Consider the following 23,047-nt stretch of genomic DNA (forward strand, 5'->3'; position numbering starts at 1 on the left):
GAGCACGCATGCCGGTTCAGACCAGCCGTCGCCCTCCGGCGCTGGAGTCCCCCCGTGGCCCGGTCCGGGCCTCCACGAGCATCCCGAAGCAGCCCGTCAAGGGCGGCAGGCCCGGTGGCGGGTCCGCGAAGAAGCGGTCGCGCCGTAAGGACCCGCTCTGGGCCCGACTCACCCTGATCTTCGGCGCCGTGCTGATGGTGGCCAGCGGAGCGGCCATCGTCGGCAGCAAGGCGCTGATCAGCAGCGCCACCGGCAACATCGCCCAGCGCAACCTGCTCGGCGACGCCGGCAAGACCGACGCCGAGGGTGGCGCCAGCCTGGACGGTCCGATCGACATGCTGCTGCTCGGTGTGGACGCCCGGGAGCGGTGGGCCGCCGACGACGTGCGGGCGGACAGCATCATCGTGCTGCACATCCCGGCCACGCACGACCAGGCGTACCTGATCTCGATCCCCCGGGACACCGAGGCCCAGATCCCGGCCTTCAGGCCGAGCGGCTACAAGGGCGGCACCGACAAGATCAACGCGGCGTTCCAGGCCGGCGCCCGCAACGGCGGCGGCTGGGAGGGCGGCGCCCAGCTGATGGCGCAGACCATCAAGAAGATGACCGGGATCAGCTTCGACGGCGCGGCCATCATCAACTTCGGCGGATTCAAGAACGTCATCGAGGCTCTCGGCACGGTGCGCATCTGCGTCAAGCAGGAGGTCGAGTCGATCCACATGTCGTACGTGGACGGCAAGCCGATGTGGAACGCGGACGCGAAGAAGACCGGCAAGCAGCGGACGCCCGTGGTGCACAAGAAGGGCTGCCGCGAGATGGAGGGCTGGGCGGCGCTGGACTACTCCCGGCAGCGCAAGAGCCTCAAGAACGGCGACTACGACCGGCAGCAGAACCAGCAGCAGCTGATCAAGGCGATGGCGAAGAAGGCCACCCAGGACGGGACGCTGACCAACCCGATCAAGCTGAACAAGCTGATCGACGCCGCCGGCAAGGCATTCATCCTCGACACCGCCGGCGTGCCGGTCCCCGACTTCGTCTTCACCATGCGCGGGGTGACCGGCAACGACCTGGTCATGCTGAAGACGAACGGCGGCACCTTCCACAGCGACGGCACCCGCGAGACGCTCAGCGCCCAGACGATGGACATGTTCCGCGCGGTGAAACAGGACAAGCTGGCCGAATTCGTCTTCGCCAACCCCGAGGTGGTCTCCAACCGCGAGTGACGCCGGCCCGGGGCGGTTCGCCGGGCGATGTCGGCGAAGCGGCCCGGACCGCCCTGGTCGACCGTAGCCTGACGTGAGAGGGATTCACGTACGGGTCGCGGGGAGGCGTCACGTCCAGATCGACGGGCGACGGTCGGGGCCGGGCCGGGACCGACACCCGGCCCGCCCGGCCGCCCCGCGTCCGCTGGCCCCGGCTGCTGCTCGGCCTGGGCGTGGCCCTGGTGCTGCTGGCCGGGCTCGCCGTGGCGGGCCTGGAGGTGCTGAGCGACCGGTACGACCGCAGCGTCGTCCGGGAGCAACTGCTCGACCCCACCGCCCGCCGGGAGCGCACCGACCCCGACGGGCCGCTGAACTACCTGCTGGTGGGGACCGACCGCTGGCAGAGCGGCAGCGCGGCGGACCGACGCTCGGACACCATCCTCATCGTGCACGTCCCCGCCGGCGGGCGCGAGGCGTACCTGGTCTCCGTCCCCCGGGACCTGCTCGTGGCCATCCCCGCCGGCAACGGCTACGGCGGCGGCCAGGACAAGATCAATGCGGCGTACGAGCACGGCGGGGGCGGCCAGCCGGGCACCCGCCTGCTCTCGGCCACCCTGTCCCGGTTGACCGGCATCCGCTTCGACGGCGCGGCCCTGATCGACTTCTCCGGCTTCCGCAAGGTCATCGACCTGCTCGGCGGCGTACGCATGTGCGTGGACACCGAGGTCCGCTCGATCCACACCGACCGCGTCTTCGCGCCCGGCTGCCAGCAGATGGACGGCGGTGAGGCGCTGGACTACGTCCGCCAGCGCTACGACCTGCCGGGCGGCGACTACGACAGGCAGACCCACCAGCAGCAACTGCTCCGGGCGGTGCTGGAGCGCACGAGCGAGACGTCGCTGCGGACCAACCCGGTCAAGCTGGACCAGGTGATCCGTGCCGTGGGCGGCTCGTTGACCGTGGACACCAACGGCGTACGGCTGGAGGACCTGGTCCTCGCGCTGCGCGACCTGCCGGCGGACGCGCTGCGCGGCGTGCAGGTCCCCTCCCACCCCCAGACCATCGACCAGGTGTCGTACGTGGTGCTCGACAACGGCGGGAACGGCCTCTTCGAGGCGGTACGCGGCACCCGCGTGCCGGACTGGGCGCGCGCCAACCCGCGGTGGGTCACCCGGCTGTGACTCCCGGGGGCGGCCCGCCACCGGCCGCCCGGGCGAGGATCTAGGCTTGGCCCGTGTTCGGATCCCAGGTTCCCACCGTGACCGTGACCGAGATCGCCGACGACGCGTACCTGCTCGACGTCCGGGAGGACGACGAGTGGAACGCCGGCCACGCCCCCGGCGCGCACCACCTGCCGATGATGGAACTGCCGGCCCGGATCGCCGAGGTGCCGACCGACCGCGACGTCGCCGTCATCTGCCGCTCCGGTGGGCGCTCCGCACAGGTGGTCGCCTACCTGATGCGCAACGGCTGGGACCAGGTGCGCAACGTCGAGGGCGGGATGGGCGAGTGGGCCGCCGCCGGGCGAGGAGTGGTCCGCGAGGACGGGCAGCCGGGCCGGGTCCTCTAGGACGGTCGGGATGGACGCCCCTCTCGTCTTCGCGCACCGCGGTTCCTCGCACGACCTGCCCGAGCACACCCTCGCGGCCTACCTGCGGGCCCTCGACGAGGGCGCGGACGGGCTGGAGTGCGACGTCCGGCTGACCCGGGACGGCCACCTGGTCTGCGTGCACGACCGCCGGCTCGACCGCACCAGCAACGGCCAGGGACTGGTCAGCGCCCGTACCCTCGCGGAGCTGGAGGCGCTGGACTTCGGCTCCTGGCACCCCGGCTGCGCGCCCGCCGACGGCGACGAGGTGCTGGACGAGTCGCACACCCGGCTGCTGACCCTGGAGCGGCTGCTGGACGCGGTGCTGGCCGCCGGCAGGCCGGTGCGGCTGCTGGTGGAGACCAAGCACCCCTCCCGCCACGGCGGGAACGTCGAGCGCCGACTCGTCGCGATGCTGCGCCGGTACGGCCTGACCGAGCCGAAACCGGACGATCCGGTACGGGTCACCGTGATGTCGTTCTCGCCGCTGGCCGTACGCCGGATCCGGGGGTTGGCCCCCGCGCTGCCCACGGTGCTGCTGCTGGACGTGCTGCCGCGCTGGGTGCGGCCGGGGCGGCTGCCGTTCGGCACCCGGATCGCCGGCCCCGGCGTCGCCCTGGTGCGCGCCCGCCCGCAGCTGGTGCCCGCCCTGCGGGCGGCGGGCAACCAGGTCTTCGTGTGGACCGTGAACGAGCCGGCGGACCTGGACCTCGTCCTGGCCGCCGGGGTGGACGGCATCATCACCGACCGGCCGGCGCACACGCTGGCCAGCCTGGGCCGCTGACCGGGGTGGCAGCGCACGGAGGCCCGGTCGGGCAGGGGTGTCCCCGGACTGGCCGGCGGGGCACACTCGGAGGATGCCGGAGCGCACCGACCTCTCCGCTCTCATCGCCGGCCACACCACGGTGATCGAAATGATCAACTCGGGCGGCACCGGCCTTCCGGTGCTCACCCACCTGCTCCGCGTGGCCCGGTCCGCGCTCGGCGCGGCGGGCACGGCGTTCGTCGAGTTCGCGCCGACCGGCGGCCGGGTGATCGCCGCGACCGGCGCCGCCGAGTGGGCCGTCGGCCACCCCGTGCCGGCCGACGACCCCGCCACCGTCTGCCTGCTCTCCGGCGCGCGGGTGCGCCAGGTCCGCACGGACGAGCTGACCGGCAGGCTCTCCGCCGAGCTCGCCGAACGGGGCCTGCTCCGGATGGTGGTCTCCCGCGCGGAGATCGGCGGGCTGACGGTCGGCAGCCTGCACGTGCTCTACCCCGACGGCGACGACCCGCCCGACGCCGAGCAGCACGCCGTCGCGGGCTACCTGGCCTCCTGCATCGCCCACATGTACGGCGACCAGACCGGGCTGCCCGTGCACGGCGACGGGCCGGTGGTGGCGGCGCTGGCGGACGGCCTGGCCGTGGTCGACCGGGACAACCACGTCCGGCTCTGGAACCCGGCCGCCGCCCGGGTCACCGGCCGTTCCGTGGCCCAGGCGCTCAACCGGCCGTTGCCCTTCCCGCTGCCCCCGTCCGGGCAGGTGCGCGACCACCGGATGCCGGACGGCCGCTGGCTCACGATCACCTCCGGCGAGCTGCCCGGCCCCGGCACCCTGCGGGTGGTCACCTTCCGGGACATCACCGACCAGCAGCGCCGCGACCACGACCGGGACCTCTTCGTGGCGGTGACCAGCCACGAGCTGCGTACGCCGGTGACCGTGATCAAGGGCTATGCGGACACGCTGACCGACCACTGGGAGTCGCTGACCGAGACCGACCGGCGGCAGGCCGCCCGCGTGATCGGGCAACGCGCCAACGAGCTGGCCCGGCTGGTGGACCGGCTGCTCTCCTCCGCCGCCGAGGCGGGGCCGGGCGACCAGCCCCCCGCCCCGTACGACCTCGGTGACGCGCTGCGCGCGGCGGCGGTCGACCTCCCGGCGGAGCTGCGGCAACGGCTCGTCCTCCGCCTCCCCGAGGACCTGCCCAAGGCGCTCGGCCACCGGCTGAGCCTCGCCACCATGCTCACGGAACTCTGCACGAACGCCGGCAAGTACTCCGAGCCCGGCTCGCTCATCGAGATCACCGCCGACGCGGACGGGTCGACGGTCTCCTTCCAGGTACGCGACCGGGGCATCGGCATCCGGCCGGAGCACGTGGAGCGGGCCTTCGACCGGTTCTGGCAGGGCGAGTCGGGCGACCGCCGCCGCTACGCCGGGGCCGGACTCGGCCTCTATCTCGTCCGTCGGATCGTTGAACAGCAGAATGGATGGGTATCCCTACGGCCGAGGGCCGGTGGCGGTACGGTCGCAGAGGTGCGGCTGCCGCGCGGGTGACCGGCGACGGGCAACGGGGGCGGGAAGGGACGAAGGTGTCGACGGGAGCTGCCGATCGGGCATGGTGCGTGGTGGTCCCCCACCACGCCGCTGGGGCGCGGGTGGCGCGGCGACGCCTCGCCGAGGAACTGGCCGACGTCGTACCCCCGCCGCTCCTGGCCGACCTCGTCGCGGTCCTCGCCGAACTGGTCGGCAACGCGGTCCGGCACGCCGACCCGCTGCCCGGCGGAGTGGTCCGGGTGGCCTGGCGGCTGCGCGACTCGTCCGGCGGCCAGCAGGTGCAGATCCGGGTGACCGACGGCGGCGCCGCCGCGGGCCCCACGATGCGGATCGCCGACACCGACGCCGTCGACGGCCGAGGGCTGCACATCATCTCGGGGCTGGCCGACCGCTGGGGCGTCGAGCGCGACGGCCTGGGCCAGAGCGTGTGGGCCGAGTTCGACCCCGCCGACGTCACCCGGTCGGACCTTGCCGTGGCCGGCTGACCGACCGCGAGGGCGGGTCCCGCCCCCGCCGGGCCGCCGGGGCCTCTAGGCTGTGTCGCCGTGAGCAAGCGTCGAAAGAGCCAGCGGGCCGCCGAAGCCACCCCCAAGCGGGAGAAGGTACGGGACATCTTCGTGCCCCGACCGTTCGAGGGGCTGACCGACGAGCCGGAGTGGATCGCCCTGCGGGAACTGGTGCCGGCCGCCTCCGCGCCGCTGCGGCTGGCCCCCGCCCTGGTCGAGGAGTTCGGCGACCGGGAGGTCACCCTGGCCACCGTGCTGCCGATGGCCACCCCTGCCATGACCAAGCCGGACGGGCGGGTCCTCATCGGGCTCCAGCGTCACCTCCAGTCGGGCGACATCTCCCGGGACCTGGCCGAGGCGCTGCTCTGCGCACTGCGGGCCGAGCCGGGCCGACCGGTGCCCGTGCCGCCGCTGCCCGGCCCCGGCCCCCGGTTGCAGGACGTCCTCGCCGACGGCCCGCTGGAGGTCACCATGCACGACGGGTTCGAGTTCTGGCTCGACCCGGGGGCCGGCGACGACCCGAACGTGCAGGCGTCCCTGGAGCGGGCGAACGCCGCGATCTACCCCACCGTACGGCTCGCCGCCGCCCGGGCCGCGTACTGGTGCCAGGTGCCGGAGAAGGCGCACGTGCGCTGGGTGCTGCCCGACGACGAGGACGCCGCGCTGGACGCGCTGTCCCGGCTGAGTGTCGCCGGCACGCTGGTGCTCGGCGAGGACACCCGCTTCGCGGGCATGTTCCGGGCCCACGGCCGGCTCGTGCCCGTCTGGGACCTGCCGGAGGACGTCCCGGCCGCCGACTGGGAGCAGCCGGTCGCCGACTTCGCCAAGCGGTACGCGGAGGCGCTCGCCGAGCCCACCCCGCTGGACGCCGCCGGCCGGCGGGCCCGCCACGGCCTGCTCGGCCGCCAACTCACCCTGCGCTGAGCCGGACACCCCGCGCACCCTCCGCCCTCGCAGCCGCGCCCGCCTCGCGCGGCGGCTGCGGTGTGAGGAAGGGCCCCTTCCTGTACCGAATACGTCAGGAAGGGGCCCTTCCTCACACCGGCCCGCCCAGCGGCTCGCGGACCAGCGGGCAGGACATGCAGCGTGGTCCGCCCCGGCCCGAGCCCAGCTCCGAGCCGGCGATCGGGATCACCTCGATGCCGGCCCGCTCCAGCTGCGCGTTGGTCTCCGTGTTGCGCTCGTAGCCCACGCAGAGCCGGGGCGCGATGGCCAGGGTGTTGTTGCCGTCGTCCCACTGCTCGCGTTCCGCGGTCACCGGGTCCAGGCCGGTGTCGATGACCCGGAGCTGGGGCAGGTCCATCGCGTCGGCGGCGGCCCGCAGGAACGGCGCCGGGCCGTCCACCCGCGGGTCCTCACCGTCCGCCCCGGCGATCACCGTGTACGCCGACAGCGTGTGGGCGATGTTCGGGTACATCAGCACGGCGTCGACGTCCACCATCGTGCAGACGGTGTCGAGGTGCATGGTCGCCCGTTCCTGGGCGATCGGGACGACGAGGATGGTGTGCGCGAGCCCGGCGGCGAAGACCTGCCGGGCGAGGCGTTCCGCGCCGGCGGGTGTGGTCCGCTCGCCCACCCCGACGGCCAGCACCCCCGGCGCGAACAGCAGCACGTCGCCGCCCTCCAGGTGCTCCAGGCCGGGCTGGTAGACGAGCTCGGTGCCGGCGAAGCGCGGGTGGTGCCGGTAGATGGCGTCGGTCAGCGTGGTCTCCCGCCGCCGCGCCGGCATCGCCAGGCTGGTCACCCCGACCCGGTCGCCGACCCAGAACGAGGAGTCCCGGGTGAACAGCAGGTTCGGCAGCGGGTCGATGACGAAGTCGTGCCGGTCCATCAGGGTGTAGACGAGGCCGCCCGGCCGCTCCCGGCTGACCCGGAGCTCCTCGTGGGCCAGTCCGGCGATGAGCACGTCGGCGAGCGCGGCGGGATCGAGGTACGCGAGGTGGTCGGCGACCCGGGCGCGCAGCGAGTCGCCGAGCCTGGGCGAGCGGAGCACCTCCCCGGTGAGTTCGGCCCGCGCGTCGGCGACGGCGAGCGTCTCGGCCAGGAGGGTGGCAAGGTAGAGCACCTCGACGCCGCGCTCGCGCAGGGCGGCGGCGAAGGCGTCGTGCTCCTCCTGGGCCCGTCCGACCCATGGGATGGCGTCGAAGAGGAGCGAGTCGTTGTTCCGGGGGGTGAGCCGGGCCAACTCAGGACCGGGGCGGTGCAGCAGCACCGTCCCGAGCCGACCGACTTCGCTGTCCACGTAGTGGGTCACCCTCGCAGCGTAGGGCAGGGTTTGGCGGCATCCGATAAAACAGGGGTGGATGAATATGGCATTCATCCACACTCACTCCGGCGTTCCAACTTGCCGACACAGGGGACTGGCAACGTAGGGTAGTGAGGACATAACTTCGAGGGACCTTTTGCCGGAGGTCGCGATGACTGTCTTTCCCGCTCGTCAAGCCGTACCCCCCGCCCGGGCACTGCCGCCCGCAGCGGTGCCACACCCCCGCGTGGAGTCGCCGGGGGTGCTCGCACCCGTCCGTCCGTCCCCGTTGGAGTGGGCCCGCCGCCGCAGGGCGGAGCGGGGCGCCCGGCGGCTGGAGGCGGCCGGGGCACGGGCGCTCGGCCGGCTCGACCATCTCGGGCCCGCGTGGCACGTCATCGAGTGGCCCCGCACGGACGCCGCCGATCTCCTGCTCGACCACGAGCGCGACGAACGTGCCGGCTTCCTTGCCATCGGGCCGAGCGGGCTCTTCGCGGTCACCATCGCCGACCACGGCCGGGCCCGGGTGCTGGTGGCCGGCGACGTGGTCCAGATCAACGGCAAGCGCCCGCCCTACGTGGCCGAGGCCCGCCGCGACGCCAAGCGGGCCAGCAAGGCCCTCTCCGACGCCGTGGGGCTGCCGATCCCGGTGACGCCGGTGCTGACGTTCGTCGGCTCCGGCGTCATCAGCGTCTACGGCCTGCCGAAGGACTGCCTCATGGCCACCCACCGCGAGCTGGACCGCCTGCTCGTCGCCGGGGGCAGCCGGATCAGCCCGGCCACGGCCGAGAAGCTCTCGCGGGTCGCACAGCACCCGGAGACCTGGGTGAACGGCGCGTACCGGCCGGCTGCGGACTACCGGTGGTACGAGGGCGGCCGAACGGCCGCTGACAAGCCGGCCAACCGACGGTAACGTCACCGGCGACGCCACGCACCCGGGTGCCGGTCGGCACCCGTCGGTCGCGCCGTCGCCGGCCGCCTGGTCAGGGCATTCCCTCACCCACCGGCGGCCCGGTGACCACGCGCGGTCGGCGTCACCCGCGACGACCGGCTAGCGTGGACGGACCGTCGGTGTACATAGGAGGCGCGGTGGCCCACGTCGAACTCTCGCTCTCTGACGTGTTCGTGCCGGCGGCGGGAACACCGACAGGGCAGGAGTTCGACAACCTCGGTCGGTGGTCGTCGACCGTCTCCCACGCCGACGAGCCGTGCCTGCTGATCGACGCCGGGACGAGGGTCGTCGCCGTCTCCGTCGCCGGCTGCGAGCTGCTCTGCCTGGGCGACCCGGAGGACGTGACGGGGCTGCCGCTGCTCGACGGCGGGCTACGGCTGCTCGACTTCACCGCCAACCGGTGCGAGCTGACCGAGCCCGAGATCGACAAGATCCCGCCGCTGCTGGCGCTCTCCTCCGGACGCCTGGCCCGAGGGCTGCTCCGGGTCCAGGCCGCGTCGACCGACGCGCCGGACTCGACCGTCGATGCGATCTCCACCCCGGTGTTCACCAGCGGGACGGTCGCCGGTTCACTTACGTTCTTCTCCCCGGTCTGACCAGCGGCGGGATGTGGCGTTCGCCGCACGCGGCGAATCTGGGGCGGGCCCGTACCGAGGCCGTAAGGTGCCCTCATGCTCGATATCGCTCTGCTGCCGGGGAAGTACGCCGTGTGCCGCCTGGCCGCCGGCTCCGCCCTGCCGCCCGAGTTGTCGGGCGGGCTGAGCAACGGCGACGTCGTCACGGTGAGCTGGACGGCCGACGGGATCTCGCTGATCTGCCCCGCCGACCGGGCGCCCGAGCAGGCCGTCGGCGAGACCGCCTGGCGCTGCCTGCGGGTCGCCGAACCGCTCGACCTGGCGGTCAGCGGCACCCTCGCCGCGCTGGTCGACCCCCTCGCCGCAGCCCGGGTCAGCGTGGTCGCCTTCTCCACCTACGACACCGACTACCTGCTGGTTCCCGCCGTGCGGCTCCGCGAGGCGACTGCCGCCCTGGAGCGTGCCGGCCATCGCGTCCTCGGCTGATCTTCACCCGCCCGCCGGTTCCTCCTAGGATGGGCTCGGCCTCCCGGCCGCAGTGACGCTTCCCGATGTCCCGAGGATCGGCCGTGCCGCCCACCCCCTCGCGCCCCGCCACACCCGCCCGCCCGCCCCGCGTCGACGCCGGGCACCCCGGAGCGGGCCGGACGCACGCCCACGCGGACCAACCATCGGTGACGCCCCGGCCACCCGCCGGTACGGCACGCCCGTCTGCTGCCCGGCGACCCGCTCTTACCCGCGCCCCCGATCACCGCCACCCGCGCCGGCACCGGCCGGTCCAGCCAGCCACGGGGCTGAGGGCGGCACCGGCAGCGGCAGCCGCGTTGCTGGCCATGCTCTCCCTGGCCGCCTGCGGCACGCCGCCCGAGCTTCGGGAGCCCGCCCCGACCACCGCGCCGACCCGCACCGCCAGCCCCGCACCGACCGGCATTCCCAGCACCGCGCCGACCCTGCCGCCCGCCACCGGCCTGCCCACCCCCACGGTCGACCCCGGCCTGGTCGCGGTCCCGTGCCCGGACGGCCCCTCGGGAGCCCGGATCGTCGACCTGGTGCGGGGCCGGGGTGGCGTGCTGCCGAACGGCGTGCGGGTCCGGGTGCGGACCGGGCCGCTCTGCGCGGGCGAGTGGCACTACACGGTGCTCGACGTGACCGGGCACGAGACGCTCCAGGTGATCACCCAGGGCCGGCCGGGCGCCCCGCGCCTGGTCACCGCCGGCACCGACGTCTGCACCGCCGAGGTCCGCGCCGCCGGGCCGCCCGGCATCCGGACGCGCGTCTGCGAGGGCGGGTCGCTCGGCGTACCGGGTGCGTAGGCTGTCGCCATGCCGGGAACACCGCCGACGCGCTTCGTCTATCTCGGGCCGGAGGGCACCTTCGCCGAGCAGGCGTTGAAGAGCATCCCCGCCGCCGAGCGGGGCAGCCGCACGCCGGCCCGCAGCGTCCCCGAGGCGCTGGAGGGCGTACGGACCGGGGAGGCGGACGCGGCCCTGGTGCCGCTGGAGAACTCGATCGGCGGCGCCGTCGGGGTGACCCTGGACGAACTCGCCGAGGGCGAACCCCTGGTGATCACCCGCGAGGTGGTCCTGCCGGTCGAGTTCGTGCTCGCCGCGCGGCCCGGCACGGCGCTCCCGCACGTGCGCAGCGTCGCCGCCCACCCGCAGGCGTCCACCCAGTGCCGGGGCTGGCTACGCGCGCACCTGCCCGACGCGGTGGTCGTCGACGTGCTCTCCAACGGCGCCGCCGCCGCCGGAGCCGCCACCGGCGAGTACGACGCGGCGATCTGCGCCCCGATCGGGGCCGGGCGGCACCGGCTCGACGTGCTCGCCGACAAGATCGCCGACCACCCGGACGCGGTGACCCGCTTCGCGCTGGTGTCCCGCCCCGGGCCGCCCCCGCCGCCGACTGGCGACGACGTGACGTCCCTGGCGGTCTACATCGCGCATGACCGGGTGGGCGCGCTGCTGTCGGTGCTGATGGAGCTGGCCGTCCGCGGGGTCAACATGAGCCGGATCGAGTCCCGCCCGACGGGCGAGGCGCTCGGCCGCTACGTCTTCTTCCTCGACTGCGCCGGGCACGTGGCGGACGTACGCCTGGGCGAGGCGTTGCAGGGGCTGCGCCGGGTCTGCGCCGACGTGCGCTTCCTGGGCTCGTACCCCCGGCACCGGTTCCCCGGGACGGGCGACCGCCCGATCCCGGCCCCCGCCGGCCTCTCGGACGCCGACTACGCCGACGCCGCCGCCTGGCTGGCCCGCCTGCGCGCCGGCGATCTCGGCTGACGGCAGTCCCGGGACCGCCCCGGAGCCGACCGCGGCCCGGCAACGGCACCGCCCCCGATGGGCGGCGGATCCGGCGGGGCCGGTCGGCGCGGGCGGGGGCGGTGCGGGGTGGTGCGGGGCGTGCCTCAGCTGAGCAGGCCGCCGAGGAGCCCGCCCTGCTGCTCCTGGGAGCCGCTGCCCATGACGGGCGGTTCCTCGGAGGGCTGGACGACGACGAAGCCCTGGCCGGCGAAGCTCATCGTGAACGCCTCGCCGGTGCTCCGGCCCAGCAGCGTGCCGAGGCCGAGCTGCTCGGCGCGGTGGTAGCCGGTCTGGAGGTTGGCCGACCAGCAGACCGCCGCCTGCGGGTCGACGTAGGTGGGGGCGTCGACGCTGAGCACCACCGGAGTGCCCTTGGTGGTGATGGCGATCCGGCCGTAACCGCTGAAGACGCAGTTGAACAGGCCCGACGAGGACGCCATGCCGGCCCCGCCGACCATCCGGATGTCGTACTGGAGGGTGGAGTCGAAGGCCAGCACGCTGGAGCCGTTGATGGAGAGCGCGTCGCCGGGCTCCAGGTCGATGACGTGCACGTCCTTGGCGAAGTCGGCGAGGAAGACGTCACCCCGGCCCGAGACCTTCATCAGCGGGACGCCCTCGCCGGTCAGCTTCTGCTTGAGGAACTTGCCGAGCCCGCCGGAGCCGAGCGCCTGGAACTGCACCTGCCCCTGGTAGGCGACCATCGACCCGACCCGGGCCATCATCTCGCCGTTGAGTTCGACCTTCAACATCTTGGAGTTCTGCAGCCGCATGCCGGGCTGCGCGGACTCCTTCTCAAGGTTCTCCGCCGAGAACAGCTCGCTGCGCATTGGAAGTGCCTCCTGAGTTCGCGGTACCTGGACCGACGGTAGGCGACGGTGGCAACCGCCGCCCGCTAGCCCCAGCCCAGCTCGTGCAGGCGGGCGTCGTCGATGCCGAAGTGGTGGGCGATCTCGTGCACCACCGTCACCGCGACCTCGTCGACGACGTCCTCGTCGTCGTCGCAGATGCGCAGGATGGGGTTGCGGTAGATCAGGATGCGGTCCGGCAGCACGCCGGCGTAGTCCCAGCCGCGTTCGGTGAGGGCGTGCCCCTCGTAGAGGCCGAGCAGGTCCTCGCCGGGGGGCGGGTCGTCCTCCACCAGGATCACGACGTTGCTCATCAGGGCGAGGAGTTCCTCGGGCACCTCGTCGAGCGCGTCGCCGACCAGCTCCTCGAAGCGCTCGCGACTCATCTCCACCGGCACCCCGCCCATTCTGCCCGACGACACGGCCCGCCCGCGCCGGTCAGGCCCGCCGACCCGAGCGCCGGTCCGGCTCGGCCGCCGGGGTCGGTCGGAGCCGGCGACCGGCCGCCCGTCCCGGGTCCGGAGCCTGCGGCCGACCGCCCGGAGCCCGCCGACCGCGCGCCCGGCCCGGCTCGGCGGGCCGCCACGGGGAGCGTGGTTCCCGTGGCGGTCGACGCCGACGACGGGGACGGTCAGGAGGCGAGGCGGGCGGTCAGGCTGATCTGGGCGCCCGGGGCGAGCAGGCGGGAGATCGGGCAGTTCTCCTTGGCGGTCTCCGCGAGCTTGGTGAACTGGGCCTCGTCGATGCCGGGCACCTGGCCGACGGTTTCCAGCTCGATCCGGGTCACCGTCATCCCGGCGTCGGTCTTGTCGAGGTGGACCTTGGCGGTGGTCTCCACGGAGGTGGGCGGCGAGCCGGCCTCGGCGAGCGCCTTGGAGAAGGCCATCGAGAAGCAGCCGGCGTGGGCCGCGCCGATCAGCTCCTCGGGGTTGGTGCCCTCACCCTCCTCGAAACGGGACTTGAAGGAGTAGTTCCCCTCCAGCCCGCCCTTGCCGGTGCGGATCGTGCCGGACCCCTCGGTGAGGTTGCCCTGCCATTGTGCGGAAGCGGTACGGATAGGCATGCACCCGACGCTAGCCCAACGGGCACCCGCCGGCGACCGTTCACGCTCCGCGTCACCGGGTGCGTACTGTGTCATGATTCGGGGCAGGCCCGCGAACGCGGAAGGGTGGCCGATGTCCCAGAGTTCCCCCATTCCCCGGCAGGAACACCGGTCCGACGGTGCCGCCGTCCTGGAGTGGGGCACCGCCCAGCCGGACAGGCCGGGGCGGTTCGGACGTACGTTCTCCGGCCTGGGCCGGGACCCCCGGCTGCCCGTGCTGCTCGCGGCGCTCGGCGCGGTGGCCGCCCTCGCCTCGATGCTCGGCGAGTGGCAGGTGATGACCATCCCCAACGGCGGCCCGCAGGGCAACACCCCGCTGCGGGTGCCGGGCGGGGTGTCCGACGTCGGCGGGTTCGGGGTGGGCTACCTGGTCGGGCTGTTCGCCCTGGTCTGCGCGGTGGTGCTCGCGCTGCGCGGCACTCCCGCGGTGCGTCCGAACGCCCGGCTCGCCGGGCTGGCCGTGGCCGGGGCGCTGCTGGGGCTGCTGGTCGCGGCCACCGCCTCGCTCGACGAGGCCGCCCAACGCGTCTTCTTCTACTCCACTGACGACGGGTTCCAGGTCGAGTACGGCCGGGGCCTGGTGACGGCGTTCCTGGCCTGTGCGCTCTTCGCGGCGGCGCTGAAGCTGGCCCCGGCCGGCACGGCCCGGATCGCCGGGAAGTCCGGCGGCGGGACCGAGGCGGAAGGCGGGACCGGGGCGGGTGCCGAAACCGGGGCGGACGGCGGAGCGGGGGCGGAGCCGGTGGGCTGGCGCCGCCGCAGGCCGCGTGAGCTGACGGACGACGGGCTGCCGCCCGCGCCGGCCGACCTCACCGTCGGGCCGGCCGCCCCCTTCGCCCGCCCAGACCTCCCGGACTAGGGGGCCACCCAGCGGACCTCGCCGTCCGCTCGCTCGTCGGTGGCCCGCAGGCCGAGCCGCTCGGCCACCCGCGCGGAGGCCCGGTGGTCGGGGTGCACGTGCGCGACCAGCGCCCGGATGTCGCGCTCCGCCAGCCAGCCGACCAGGCCGGCGGCGGCCTCGCCGGCGTAGCCGCGGCCCTGGTGTGGCGTCAGGACGACCCAGGCCAGCTCGGCGACCTGCCGGTCACCGTCGAGCCGCACGGTGGCCTGCACGGTGCCGACCGCGTCGCCGCTGTCCCGGTGCCGGACGACCCAGTTGAGCCAGCCCTCCCGGCCGTCCGGCGATCGCCCGGCCGTCTGCCGGCGGTACCGCTCCCGGAGCTGCTCCAAGGTGGCCGGGCTGCCCCCGATGTACTCGTGCAGGGCCGGGTCGTCCAGGAGCGGGGCGAGTTCCTCGGCGTGGTCGACGCGGAGCGGCTCCAGCAGCAGCCGCTCGGTGTCGACGGCCTCCGCCACCGGCCAGTCCCGCTCTCCCATCCGTCCCACCCTACGGCCCGCGGCGGGGCCCCGGACGGGGACACCGGCGGGCCGTCGACCGTTGGCACGGCATTCGCCGCAACGCCATGGTGGGGGCCCGTTCCGCGAGGTACGTTTGCTGCCCGCCGTCACTCAGGGTCGAGGCACCGAGGACCGAGACGGCTGGCTGCGACGGCGGCGGGCGAAGGAGGAACGATGACCCGCCCGGGCCTGCCCAAGCTGATCGCCACGGATCTCGACGGGACGCTCGTCCGCAGCGACGACACCGTCTCGGCGTACACCCACGCGGTGCTCGACCGGGTGCGGGCCGCCGGTATCCCGGTGGTCGGCGCCACCGGTCGCGGCCCGAGGCTGGCCGGAATGACTCGCAACGACATCCGGGCCGCGGACTTCCTGGTGATGGCCGGCGGCGGCCGGGTCGTCGACCAGAGCGACCCGGCCGGGCCGGTGGTGCTGCGCGACGAGCGCCTCTCCGCCGAGGTGCTGACCGCGCTGCTGGCCGACCTGGAGGCGGCCGTCGGGCCGCTGACCGTGATGGTCGAGGCGTCGGACGAGCACGGCGCCCCGCTCTGGGGCGACTACCACCCGAGCTGGCCCTACCAGCACGAGTTCGAGGCGCGCAGCCGCGCCGAGTGCCTCTCGTGCGACGTGATCAAGGCTTTCGTCCGGACCGCCGACCACCACGTCGACGAACTGCTCGCGGTCGCCCGGCGGATCGTCGCGCCGGAGGTCGCCACGCTCACCCAGGCGGGGCTGGGCTTCGTCGAGATCTGCCCGCCGGGGGTCGACAAGTCCACCGGGCTGACCGTGGTGGCGCAGCGCCTCGGCGTCGACCCGGCCGAGGTCCTCGTCTTCGGCGACATGCCCAACGACCTGCCGATGTTCGAGTGGGCCGGCTGGGCCCGGGTCGCGGTCTCCAACGCCCACCCGGTGGTCCGCGCCGCCGCGGACGAGGTGACCCTGCGCAACGACGACGACGGGGTGGCGGTGTACCTCGATCGGCTACTGTCCCGCTGATGGGAGAGGCACCACGGCTGATCGCCACCGACATCGACGGCACCCTGCTCCGGGACGACCGCACGCTCAGCCCGCACACCGCCGACGTGCTGGCCCGGCTGTCCGCGCGGGGCACGCCGGTCGTGCTGGTCACCGGCCGTCCCATCCGGTGGCTCAAGATGGTGTACGAGCAGCTCGCCGAGCCGCTGCCGGCGATCTGCGCCAACGGCGCGGTGGTCTACGACCCGGTCGCGGACGAGGTGGTTCGGGCCGACCCGCTCGCCCCGGAACTGCTCGCCGAGGTGGCCCGGCGGCTGCGCGCCGAGGTGCCGGAGATCAGCTTCGCGGTGGAGATCGTCGACAGCCGGCAGATGCGGCACGAGGCGCACTACCCGCTGCGCTGGGACGCCGACCACGACGCGATCCGGGCGGTCGAGACCCCCGAGGAGCTGCTGGCGGCACCGGCGGTGAAGCTGTTGGCCCGGTCCGCCGAGCAGGATCCGGACGCGTTCGTCGCGCTGGTGGCCGCCGCCCTCGAAGGGCTGGCCGAGGCGACCCACTCGTCGTACTCGGGGCTGGTGGAGATCTCCGCCGCCGGCGTGACCAAGGCGGCCGGGCTGGCGTGGTACTGCGCGCGGCTCGGCATCGACGCCCGGGACGTGCTCGCCTTCGGCGACATGCCGAACGACGTGCCGATGCTGACCTGGGCCGGGCGGGGAGTGGCGGTGGCGAACGCGCACCGCGCCGTCCTGGAGATCGCCGACGAGGTCACGGCGGCGAACTCGGCGGACGGCGTGGCGGCGTACCTGGAGAAGGTCTTCGGGGTGGGCTGAGCGGCCGGCCGGCGTCCCCGGCCGGCCGCGCGGTCAGAGGTACTGGCCGGTGCTGTGCCCCTCGCCGCCCTGCGGCGGCTGGCCCATCCCCGGCATGCCCGGCAGCATGCCGGCGCCGGGGCCGCTGGGCAGCGCCTGCCGGCCGGAGCGCATCTGCTCCAGCTGCACCCGGGCGGCCATCTGCTGTGCGACCAGGGCCGCCTGGATGCCGTGGAACAGGCCCTCCAGCCAGCCGACGAGCTGGGCGTGCGCGATGCGCAGCTCGCCCTCGCTGGGCGCCTTCTCCTCGGTGAAGGGCAGCGAGATGCGTTCCAGCTCCTCGCGCAGCTCGGGGGCGAGCCCCTCCTTCAGCTCGACGATCGAGCGCTGGTGGATCTCCCGCATCCGGTGCCGGCTGGCGTCGTCGAGCGGGGCGGCCTTGACCTCCTCGAGCAGCTGCTTGATCATGCTGCCGATCCGCATCACCTTGGCCGGCTGCTCGACCAGTCGGGTCGGGTCCTCGCCGTGTGCCTCGTCGGTCTGCACGGTGCCGACGGGCCGCCCGTCCGGGCCGACCACCACCACCGTTCCGGAGTGACCGGTGCCATCCTGGCCCGGCTCGTCGTTCTGTCCAGCGGAGTGCGCTTCGGTCATGGGACCCATCTTTACCCAGCCGCGAGCGCCCATGCGCCCGGGGACCGATCCCGACGGCGGATCCGCGCGTGATCCGCGCTACGGTCGCGCCATGCCCGCCGACCCCCGCGACGTGCTCAGCCGCCCCGCTCCGGCCCCCGACGTCACCGTCTCCTACGGCGACCACCCGGACCAGCTCGCCGACCTGCGCGTCCCGGCCGGGTCGGGCCCGGCCCGGCAGCTGGTCGTCGTGGTGCACGGCGGCTTCTGGCGGGCCGAGTACGACCGGCGGCACACCGACCCGCTGGCCGCCGCGCTGGCCGGGCTGGGCCACCCGGTGGCGCAGGTGGAGTACCGCCGGACGGGGCAGCCGGGTGGCGGCTGGCCCGCGACGCTGACCGACGTGCTGACCGGGGTGACGGAGCTGCCCCGGCTCGCGGCCGAGGCGCTGCCCGGCCGGGTCGCCGCCGGGCCGCCGCTGCTGGTGGGCCACTCGGCGGGGGGACACCTCGCGCTGTACGTGGCGGCGACCGCCCCGGAGGCCGTCGGCGGCGTGCTGGCGCTGGCCCCGGTGTCGAACCTCGCGGAGGCGTACCGGCTGGATCTGGACGAGGGGGCGGTGGTCGCGCTGCTGGGCGGCGGCCCGGCGGACCACCCCGAGCGGTACGCCGCAGCTGATCCACGTTCATTGGTGCCCATCCCGACACGGACAGTAGTCGCGCATGGCTCACTCGATGAGCACGTCCCGGTCGGGATGAGTCGGGAGTTCGTTGCCGCCGGCCGGGCGGCGGGCGGCGACGTTCACCTCGTTGAGCTGCCGGAATGCGAGCATTTCGGGCTCATCGATCCGGAGTCCGCCGCGTGGCCACAGATCACGGCTGCTTTCCGATCGCTGCGGAAAGATCGCTAAGCATTGACGCAGCGTCGCTGACCGGGTAGAACGCCGAGGGGGCGTGATCCGCCCTGCAACGCTCCCCGGAAGGAACTCGGTGTCGCAGATGAACCGCAGGCGGGCCCTCCAACTGCTGGCCGCTCTCGGTACGGCCGGACTGGTCGCCGGGTGCGGCACCGACGACGCCGACGGCGAGGCGGGCACGGGAAGCCCGATCAAGATCGGCCTCGTGGCGCCGACCAGCGGCGGCCTCAAGGCGATCGGCGACGAGATCACCAACGGCTTCCAGCTCTTCCTCGAGCTCAACGACAAGCTGCTGGGCGGGCACCCCACCACCCTGCTCACCGCCGACGAGGGCGAGAGCGTCAAGACCGGCAAGGCCGCCGTCGAGGGGCTGCTGAAGCAGGGCGTGCTCGCCCTCACCGGCGTGGTCGACGCGAACGTCATGTCCGGCATCCGCGACACCGTCGAACAGGCCCGGGTGCCCCTGATCGGTTCCAACGCCTCGCCGTCCAGCCTCCAGAGCGTCGTCTACATCTGGCGGACGTCGTACGTGCTCGACGAGGCCGGCCGGGCGCTGGGCCGCTACCTGCGCGAACAGCTGGAGTCGTCGGCGCGGCTGGCGATCATCGCGCCGGACAGCGTCGGCAGCCAGGACGTGGTGCGGGGCTTCCGGCAGGAGTTCGGCGAGTCCGACCCCCGGATCAAGGACGCGGTGGTCTCGACGGAGGTCTTCACCAACCCGTCGAAGTCCGCGTACCGGGCCGACATCCGCAAGGCGCTGGACCGGAACCCGACGGCGGTGTTCTGCTTCTTCGCCGGGCCGGCCGCCGTCGAGTTCATCAAGCAGCTGCGCATCGAGGGGTTCACCGGCAAGGTCTACGCCCCCGGCTTCCTCACCGAGGGCGCCGTGCTGAGCAGCGTCAAGGCCGAGGACGCGCTGGGCATCCAGACGGCGCTGAACTACTCGTCCGACCTGAACAACACGGCCAACCGCCGGTTCGCCTCGGCGTACCGCAAGAAGCACGGCACCTCGCCGACCACCTACGCGATGGCCTCGTACGACGCCGCGCAGGTGCTCGACCAGGCGATCCGGATCGCCGGCGGGTCGCCCACCCCGCAGCAGGTCAACCTGGCCCTCGGCAAGATCGGCCAGATCGACAGCCCGCGCGGGGTGTGGCAGTTCAACCAGCCCCGTACGCCGCAGCAGCGGTGGTACCTGCGCGAGGTCCAGCTCGACGGCCAGGTGCTGTCCAACGTCCTGGTGACCGAGCTGGCCACGCTCGGCTGAACCACCACCCCGCCCCACCCCCACGCGTCCGGTGGCGGCGGGGCGGCGGAGCGGCGGGTCAGTGGCGGAGTTCGGCGATGCAGCACTTCACGCTGCCGCCGCCCTTCTTCAGCTCGGCCAGCTCGACCGGCACCGGGTGGTAGCCGGCGGCCTTCAGCTTCCCGGCCAGGCGGGTCGCCTCGCTGTTCAGCACGACGTTGAGCCCGTCGCTGACCAGGTTGAGGCCGAAGGCCAGGGCGTCCTCGGCGTCGGCGACCACCGCGTCGGGGAAGAGCTGGGTGAGCACCCGCTGGCTGGCGGCGGAGAAGGCGCCCGGGTAGTAGACGACGTTCTCGTCGTCGATCGAGGCGAGCGCGACGTCCAGGTGGTAGAAGCGCGGGTCGACCAGGCGCAGCGACACCACGGGCCGGCCGAGGGCCTCCTGCGCCTCGGCGTGCGCCGGCAGCTCGGTGCGGAAGCCGTGCCCGGCGAGGATCAGCCCGCCGTGCGCCTCCGGCAGGTACGCGAAGTCGCCCTCGCCCTCGTTGGTCTCGATCGGCGCGATGAACCGCCAGCCCTGCGACTCGTAGAACGCCCGGTGCGCGGCGGCCTCGGCGGCCCGCTGCTCGTGCTTGAACTGCGCGCCGTAGACCGTGCCGTCGACCACGAACGCCCCGTTGGCCGCGTAGACCATGTCGGGCAGGCCCTGCCCGGGGGTCAGCAGGTGCACCTCGTGGCCGAGACCGACCAGGGTCTCCCGCAGCCGGTCCCACTGCTTGACCGCAAGCTGCGAGTCGACCGGGGTGGTCACGTCCATCCACGGATTGATCGCGTACTCGACCGCGAAGTGCTCGGGCGAGCACATGAGATATGTCCGCTTTCGCGCGACTCGCTGCTGGTTCACGATGACCAAGGGTAGGTACCCTCGAACTTTGGTAACAGCCACAACCGTTGCTTCCCAGAGGCGGAACGTTGCAGATAGATGACGTGGACCAGCGGATCATTGCGTTGCTCGTCGCGGACGCCCGCGCCTCGTACGCCGACATCGGTCAGCGGGTGTCGCTCTCCGCTCCGGCGGTCAAACGGCGGGTGGACCGGCTGCGGGCGGCCGGCGTGATCCGGGGCTTCACCGCCGTCGTCGACCCCGCCGCCGTCGGCTGGACCACCGAGGCGTTCGTCGAGCTGTTCTGCGCCGGTCGGACCACCCCCGCCCAGATCGGGGTCGCCACCCGCCGGCACCCGGAGGTGGTCGGCGCGTACACCGTCTCGGGCGAGGCCGACGCCCTCGTACACCTGCGGGCCGCCGACATCGGGCACCTGGAGGCGGCGCTGGAACGGCTGCGGGCCGAGCCCTTCGTGACCTCGACCCGGAGCACCATCGTGCTCTCCCGGCTCGTGGACTCCCCCGGCGTCGGCCCCTCGCCCCGCTGACCCGGGCGCGGCGGAACGCGGCGCGGAAGGTCGGCGGAGGGCCGGAACCACCCGCCGGCCGGGCGCGTCGAACCGGCCATGACACGGGGAGCCCACATCTTCGCGGTCGGCACGCTGGCCGCGCTCACCCTGCTCGGCGGCAGCGCGATCCCGGCGGCGCCGCCCGACCCACCGCGCCCGAGGCAGCCGACGGCCGCGCCCGTGCTGGTCTCCTACGACTCCTGCGCCCAGGCGCTGGACGGGCTCCGCGCCGCCGCCGACGCGTCCGTCGGCCCGTGGGGCTTCGGCAACGGCTGGCGCACCGGGGCCGCCTTCGGCGACGTGGCCAAGGACGCGTCCGGGTCCCGGGCGTCAGCCCAGTCCGCCCAGCCCGCCCAGGAGCACTCCACGACCAACGTGCACGAGGCCGGCGCGGACGAACCCGACCTGGTCAAGACCGACGGGCGGCGGATCGTGACCGTCACCCGGGGTGTGCTGCGGGTGGTGGACCCGGCCGCCCGCCGGGAGACCGGCCGCCTCGACCTCACGCGGACGCTGCCGGAGCTGGCGTGGGGTGAGCAGGCGACCCTGCTGTTGCACGGCGACCGGGCGCTGGTGCTGACCCAGATCGGCGCGGAACTCCAGGCGGCGACCCGCGCCGCGCGGGCCCGCACCGCGCCGCGCCTGATCCTGGTCGACCTCGCGGGCACGCCGCGGGTGCTCGGCACCTACCGGATGGACGGCAGCCTCGTCGACGCCCGGCAGACCGGGGCCACCGCCCGGGTCGTGGTCCGCAGCCGCCCCCAACTGGTCTTCCCGTACGCCGAACGGGGCACCGACGCGACGCGGACCGCCGCCAACCGCGCGGTGATCGCCGCCGCCGGAGTGGAGGCGTGGCTGCCGGCGTACGAGTGGACGGCCGGGGCGGAACGGCACACCGGCCGCGTCGGCTGCGACCGGTTGAGCCGGCCGCCCGCCTGGTCCGGCACGTCGATGCTGACCGTGCTCAGCTTCGACCTCGCCGGCGACCGCCTCGGCGACGGCGACCCGGTCAGCGTCGCCGCCGACGCCACCACCGTCTACGGCACCGGGAGCAGCCTCTACCTCGCCGGGGAACGGCCGGTGCCGCCCCGGCCCGGCTCGTTCCGGGGGGACGTCCGGCGGCCCGACCCGCAGGTCACCGAGATCCACCGGTTCGACACCGGCGCGCCCGGGCGTCCCCGCTACGTGGCCTCCGGTTCGGTACCCGGGTCGCTCGTCAACCAGTACGCCCTCTCCGAGTGGCAGGGGCACCTGCGGGTGGCCACCACCACGGGCGACGCCTGGGGCACCCGGCCGAACTCGGAGTCCGCCGTCCACGTGCTGCGTCCCGACGGGGACACGCTGGTCCGGACGGGCGCGGTCACCGGCCTCGGCCCGGGCGAGCGGATCTGGTCCGTGCGCTTCCTCGGCGACTCCGCGTACGTGGTCACGTTCCGGCTCACCGATCCGCTCTACGCGGTCGACCTGACCGACCCGACCGCGCCCCGGGTCACCGGGGAGCTGAAGATCACCGGGTACTCGGCGTACCTGCACCCGCTGCCGGAGGGCCGGCTGCTCGGGGTGGGCCAGGAGGCCGACCGGCGGGGACGGGCACAGGGGCTCCAGGTCTCGCTGTTCGACGTACGTGACCCGGCCCGGCCGAGCCGGCTCGACCAGTGGCACGTGCCGAAGGCGTACTCCGCGCTGGAGCACGACACGCACGCCTTCCTGCACCACCCGGAGACGGGCCTGGTCGCGCTGCCGGTCGGCGACGACGTACGCCTGCTGCGGGTGTCCGGGACCGACATCGGCGAGGTCGGCACGGTCTCCCACACGGGCCCGGCGGGCCCGGTCCTGCGGTCGCTGCTGGTCGGGGACGTGCTCTGGACCGTCTCCGCCGCCGGCCTGCGGGCCACCGATCCGACCACCGCCCGGAGCCTCGACTGGCTCCCCGTGACCTGATCCTCCCTCCCCGGCGGGTGGGGCCCGGTTTCTCGGGGTTTCCGGGC

General features: G+C 74.0%; 26 protein-coding genes. 19 read left to right on the forward strand and 7 right to left on the reverse strand.

What is annotated here, in order from left to right:
* Positions 1-8 precede the first annotated feature (8 nt).
* From AC0OO9_RS14090 to AC0OO9_RS14120, 7 genes are all read left to right on the forward strand, one after another.
* A complete protein-coding gene (locus tag AC0OO9_RS14090; RefSeq protein WP_421456198.1) occupies positions 9-1,223 on the forward strand; it encodes an LCP family protein in 1,215 nt (404 codons plus the stop codon).
* A gap of 212 nt (positions 1,224-1,435) precedes the next feature.
* Positions 1,436-2,383: an LCP family protein gene (locus AC0OO9_RS14095; RefSeq protein ID WP_484517577.1), complete on the forward strand. Its 948-nt coding sequence runs from the start codon at positions 1,436-1,438 to the stop codon at positions 2,381-2,383.
* A gap of 53 nt (positions 2,384-2,436) precedes the next feature.
* Positions 2,437-2,772 carry a rhodanese-like domain-containing protein gene (locus AC0OO9_RS14100; RefSeq protein ID WP_132240515.1) on the forward strand — a complete coding sequence of 112 codons (336 nt, stop codon included), beginning with the start codon at positions 2,437-2,439 and terminating at the stop codon, positions 2,770-2,772.
* Between the two features lie 10 nt (positions 2,773-2,782).
* Positions 2,783-3,574, forward strand: a complete 792-nt coding sequence (locus tag AC0OO9_RS14105; protein ID WP_484517578.1) for a glycerophosphodiester phosphodiesterase — start codon at positions 2,783-2,785, stop codon at positions 3,572-3,574.
* A gap of 73 nt (positions 3,575-3,647) precedes the next feature.
* On the forward strand, positions 3,648-5,105 hold the full coding sequence (locus tag AC0OO9_RS14110; protein ID WP_484517579.1) for a sensor histidine kinase: 1,458 nt from the start codon (positions 3,648-3,650) through the stop codon (positions 5,103-5,105).
* A 35-nt stretch (positions 5,106-5,140) separates the two neighbouring features.
* Positions 5,141-5,590 (forward strand): ATP-binding protein, encoded by a 450-nt coding sequence (locus AC0OO9_RS14115; RefSeq protein ID WP_484517580.1) that lies wholly within the window; start codon positions 5,141-5,143, stop codon positions 5,588-5,590.
* A gap of 60 nt (positions 5,591-5,650) precedes the next feature.
* Positions 5,651-6,535 carry a DUF5926 family protein gene (locus tag AC0OO9_RS14120; protein WP_484517581.1) on the forward strand — a complete coding sequence of 295 codons (885 nt, stop codon included), beginning with the start codon at positions 5,651-5,653 and terminating at the stop codon, positions 6,533-6,535.
* 112 nt (positions 6,536-6,647) lie between these two features.
* Here AC0OO9_RS14120 and AC0OO9_RS14125 read toward each other — a convergent pair whose 3' ends face one another.
* Positions 6,648-7,865, reverse strand: a complete 1,218-nt coding sequence (locus AC0OO9_RS14125; protein WP_484517582.1) for an arginine deiminase — start codon at positions 7,863-7,865, stop codon at positions 6,648-6,650.
* 163 nt (positions 7,866-8,028) lie between these two features.
* Between AC0OO9_RS14125 and AC0OO9_RS14130 the strand changes: the two genes are divergently transcribed.
* From AC0OO9_RS14130 to pheA, 5 genes are all read left to right on the forward strand, one after another.
* Entirely contained in the window at positions 8,029-8,769 is a 741-nt protein-coding gene (locus AC0OO9_RS14130; protein ID WP_484517583.1) for a hypothetical protein, read from the forward strand.
* Between the two features lie 176 nt (positions 8,770-8,945).
* Complete coding sequence (locus tag AC0OO9_RS14135) at positions 8,946-9,404, forward strand: hypothetical protein (protein WP_421456217.1); 459 nt, start codon at positions 8,946-8,948, stop codon at positions 9,402-9,404.
* A gap of 75 nt (positions 9,405-9,479) precedes the next feature.
* Entirely contained in the window at positions 9,480-9,869 is a 390-nt protein-coding gene (locus AC0OO9_RS14140) for an ACT domain-containing protein (protein ID WP_121397477.1), read from the forward strand.
* Between the two features lie 347 nt (positions 9,870-10,216).
* On the forward strand, positions 10,217-10,696 hold the full coding sequence (locus tag AC0OO9_RS14145; RefSeq protein ID WP_484517584.1) for a hypothetical protein: 480 nt from the start codon (positions 10,217-10,219) through the stop codon (positions 10,694-10,696).
* A gap of 9 nt (positions 10,697-10,705) precedes the next feature.
* Positions 10,706-11,659 carry a prephenate dehydratase gene (pheA, locus tag AC0OO9_RS14150; protein ID WP_484517585.1) on the forward strand — a complete coding sequence of 318 codons (954 nt, stop codon included), beginning with the start codon at positions 10,706-10,708 and terminating at the stop codon, positions 11,657-11,659.
* A gap of 125 nt (positions 11,660-11,784) precedes the next feature.
* Here the strand turns inward: pheA and AC0OO9_RS14155 are convergent, their stop codons facing one another.
* From AC0OO9_RS14155 to AC0OO9_RS14165, 3 genes are all read right to left on the reverse strand, one after another.
* Positions 11,785-12,507: an AIM24 family protein gene (locus tag AC0OO9_RS14155; protein WP_151457315.1), complete on the reverse strand. Its 723-nt coding sequence runs from the start codon at positions 12,505-12,507 to the stop codon at positions 11,785-11,787.
* 65 nt (positions 12,508-12,572) lie between these two features.
* Positions 12,573-12,917: a metallopeptidase family protein gene (locus AC0OO9_RS14160; RefSeq protein WP_172896728.1), complete on the reverse strand. Its 345-nt coding sequence runs from the start codon at positions 12,915-12,917 to the stop codon at positions 12,573-12,575.
* Between the two features lie 239 nt (positions 12,918-13,156).
* On the reverse strand, positions 13,157-13,588 hold the full coding sequence (locus AC0OO9_RS14165; RefSeq protein ID WP_393005346.1) for an OsmC family protein: 432 nt from the start codon (positions 13,586-13,588) through the stop codon (positions 13,157-13,159).
* Positions 13,589-13,700: 112 nt separating this feature from the next.
* Here AC0OO9_RS14165 and AC0OO9_RS14170 point away from each other — a divergent pair, with 112 nt between their 5' ends.
* Positions 13,701-14,486, forward strand: a complete 786-nt coding sequence (locus AC0OO9_RS14170; RefSeq protein WP_484517586.1) for a hypothetical protein — start codon at positions 13,701-13,703, stop codon at positions 14,484-14,486.
* Here AC0OO9_RS14170 and AC0OO9_RS14175 read toward each other — a convergent pair.
* Positions 14,483-15,004: a GNAT family N-acetyltransferase gene (locus AC0OO9_RS14175; RefSeq protein ID WP_484517587.1), complete on the reverse strand. Its 522-nt coding sequence runs from the start codon at positions 15,002-15,004 to the stop codon at positions 14,483-14,485. The genes AC0OO9_RS14170 and AC0OO9_RS14175 overlap by 4 nt on opposite strands.
* A 195-nt stretch (positions 15,005-15,199) precedes the next feature.
* On the opposite strand from AC0OO9_RS14175, the gene AC0OO9_RS14180 reads away from it, so the two are divergent.
* Positions 15,200-16,021, forward strand: a complete 822-nt coding sequence (locus AC0OO9_RS14180) for an HAD family hydrolase (RefSeq protein ID WP_484517588.1) — start codon at positions 15,200-15,202, stop codon at positions 16,019-16,021.
* Positions 16,021-16,833 (forward strand): HAD family hydrolase, encoded by an 813-nt coding sequence (locus AC0OO9_RS14185; protein ID WP_357577769.1) that lies wholly within the window; start codon positions 16,021-16,023, stop codon positions 16,831-16,833. Before AC0OO9_RS14180 ends, AC0OO9_RS14185 begins: the two co-directional genes overlap by 1 nt.
* A 33-nt stretch (positions 16,834-16,866) precedes the next feature.
* Here the strand turns inward: AC0OO9_RS14185 and AC0OO9_RS14190 are convergent, their stop codons facing one another.
* Positions 16,867-17,475 carry a bacterial proteasome activator family protein gene (locus AC0OO9_RS14190; protein ID WP_132240499.1) on the reverse strand — a complete coding sequence of 203 codons (609 nt, stop codon included), beginning with the start codon at positions 17,473-17,475 and terminating at the stop codon, positions 16,867-16,869.
* Positions 17,476-17,557: 82 nt separating this feature from the next.
* Here AC0OO9_RS14190 and AC0OO9_RS14195 point away from each other — a divergent pair, with 82 nt between their 5' ends.
* Complete coding sequence (locus AC0OO9_RS14195; RefSeq protein ID WP_484517589.1) at positions 17,558-18,355, forward strand: alpha/beta hydrolase family protein; 798 nt, start codon at positions 17,558-17,560, stop codon at positions 18,353-18,355.
* 79 nt (positions 18,356-18,434) lie between these two features.
* The gene (locus tag AC0OO9_RS14200; RefSeq protein ID WP_484517590.1) at positions 18,435-19,628 is read left to right on the forward strand and encodes an ABC transporter substrate-binding protein; all 1,194 of its coding nucleotides are present in this window, start codon (positions 18,435-18,437) and stop codon (positions 19,626-19,628) included.
* Between the two features lie 58 nt (positions 19,629-19,686).
* Here AC0OO9_RS14200 and ddaH read toward each other — a convergent pair whose 3' ends face one another.
* Positions 19,687-20,520: a dimethylargininase gene (gene ddaH / locus AC0OO9_RS14205; RefSeq protein ID WP_484517591.1), complete on the reverse strand. Its 834-nt coding sequence runs from the start codon at positions 20,518-20,520 to the stop codon at positions 19,687-19,689.
* A 59-nt stretch (positions 20,521-20,579) separates the two neighbouring features.
* Here ddaH and AC0OO9_RS14210 point away from each other — a divergent pair, with 59 nt between their 5' ends.
* Positions 20,580-21,038: an Lrp/AsnC family transcriptional regulator gene (locus AC0OO9_RS14210; protein ID WP_484517592.1), complete on the forward strand. Its 459-nt coding sequence runs from the start codon at positions 20,580-20,582 to the stop codon at positions 21,036-21,038.
* 78 nt (positions 21,039-21,116) lie between these two features.
* Positions 21,117-23,000 carry a beta-propeller domain-containing protein gene (locus AC0OO9_RS14215; protein ID WP_484517594.1) on the forward strand — a complete coding sequence of 628 codons (1,884 nt, stop codon included), beginning with the start codon at positions 21,117-21,119 and terminating at the stop codon, positions 22,998-23,000.
* Positions 23,001-23,047: the final 47 nt, after the last annotated feature.

It is taken from the genome of Micromonospora sp. USAFONa4 (assembly GCF_057197825.1).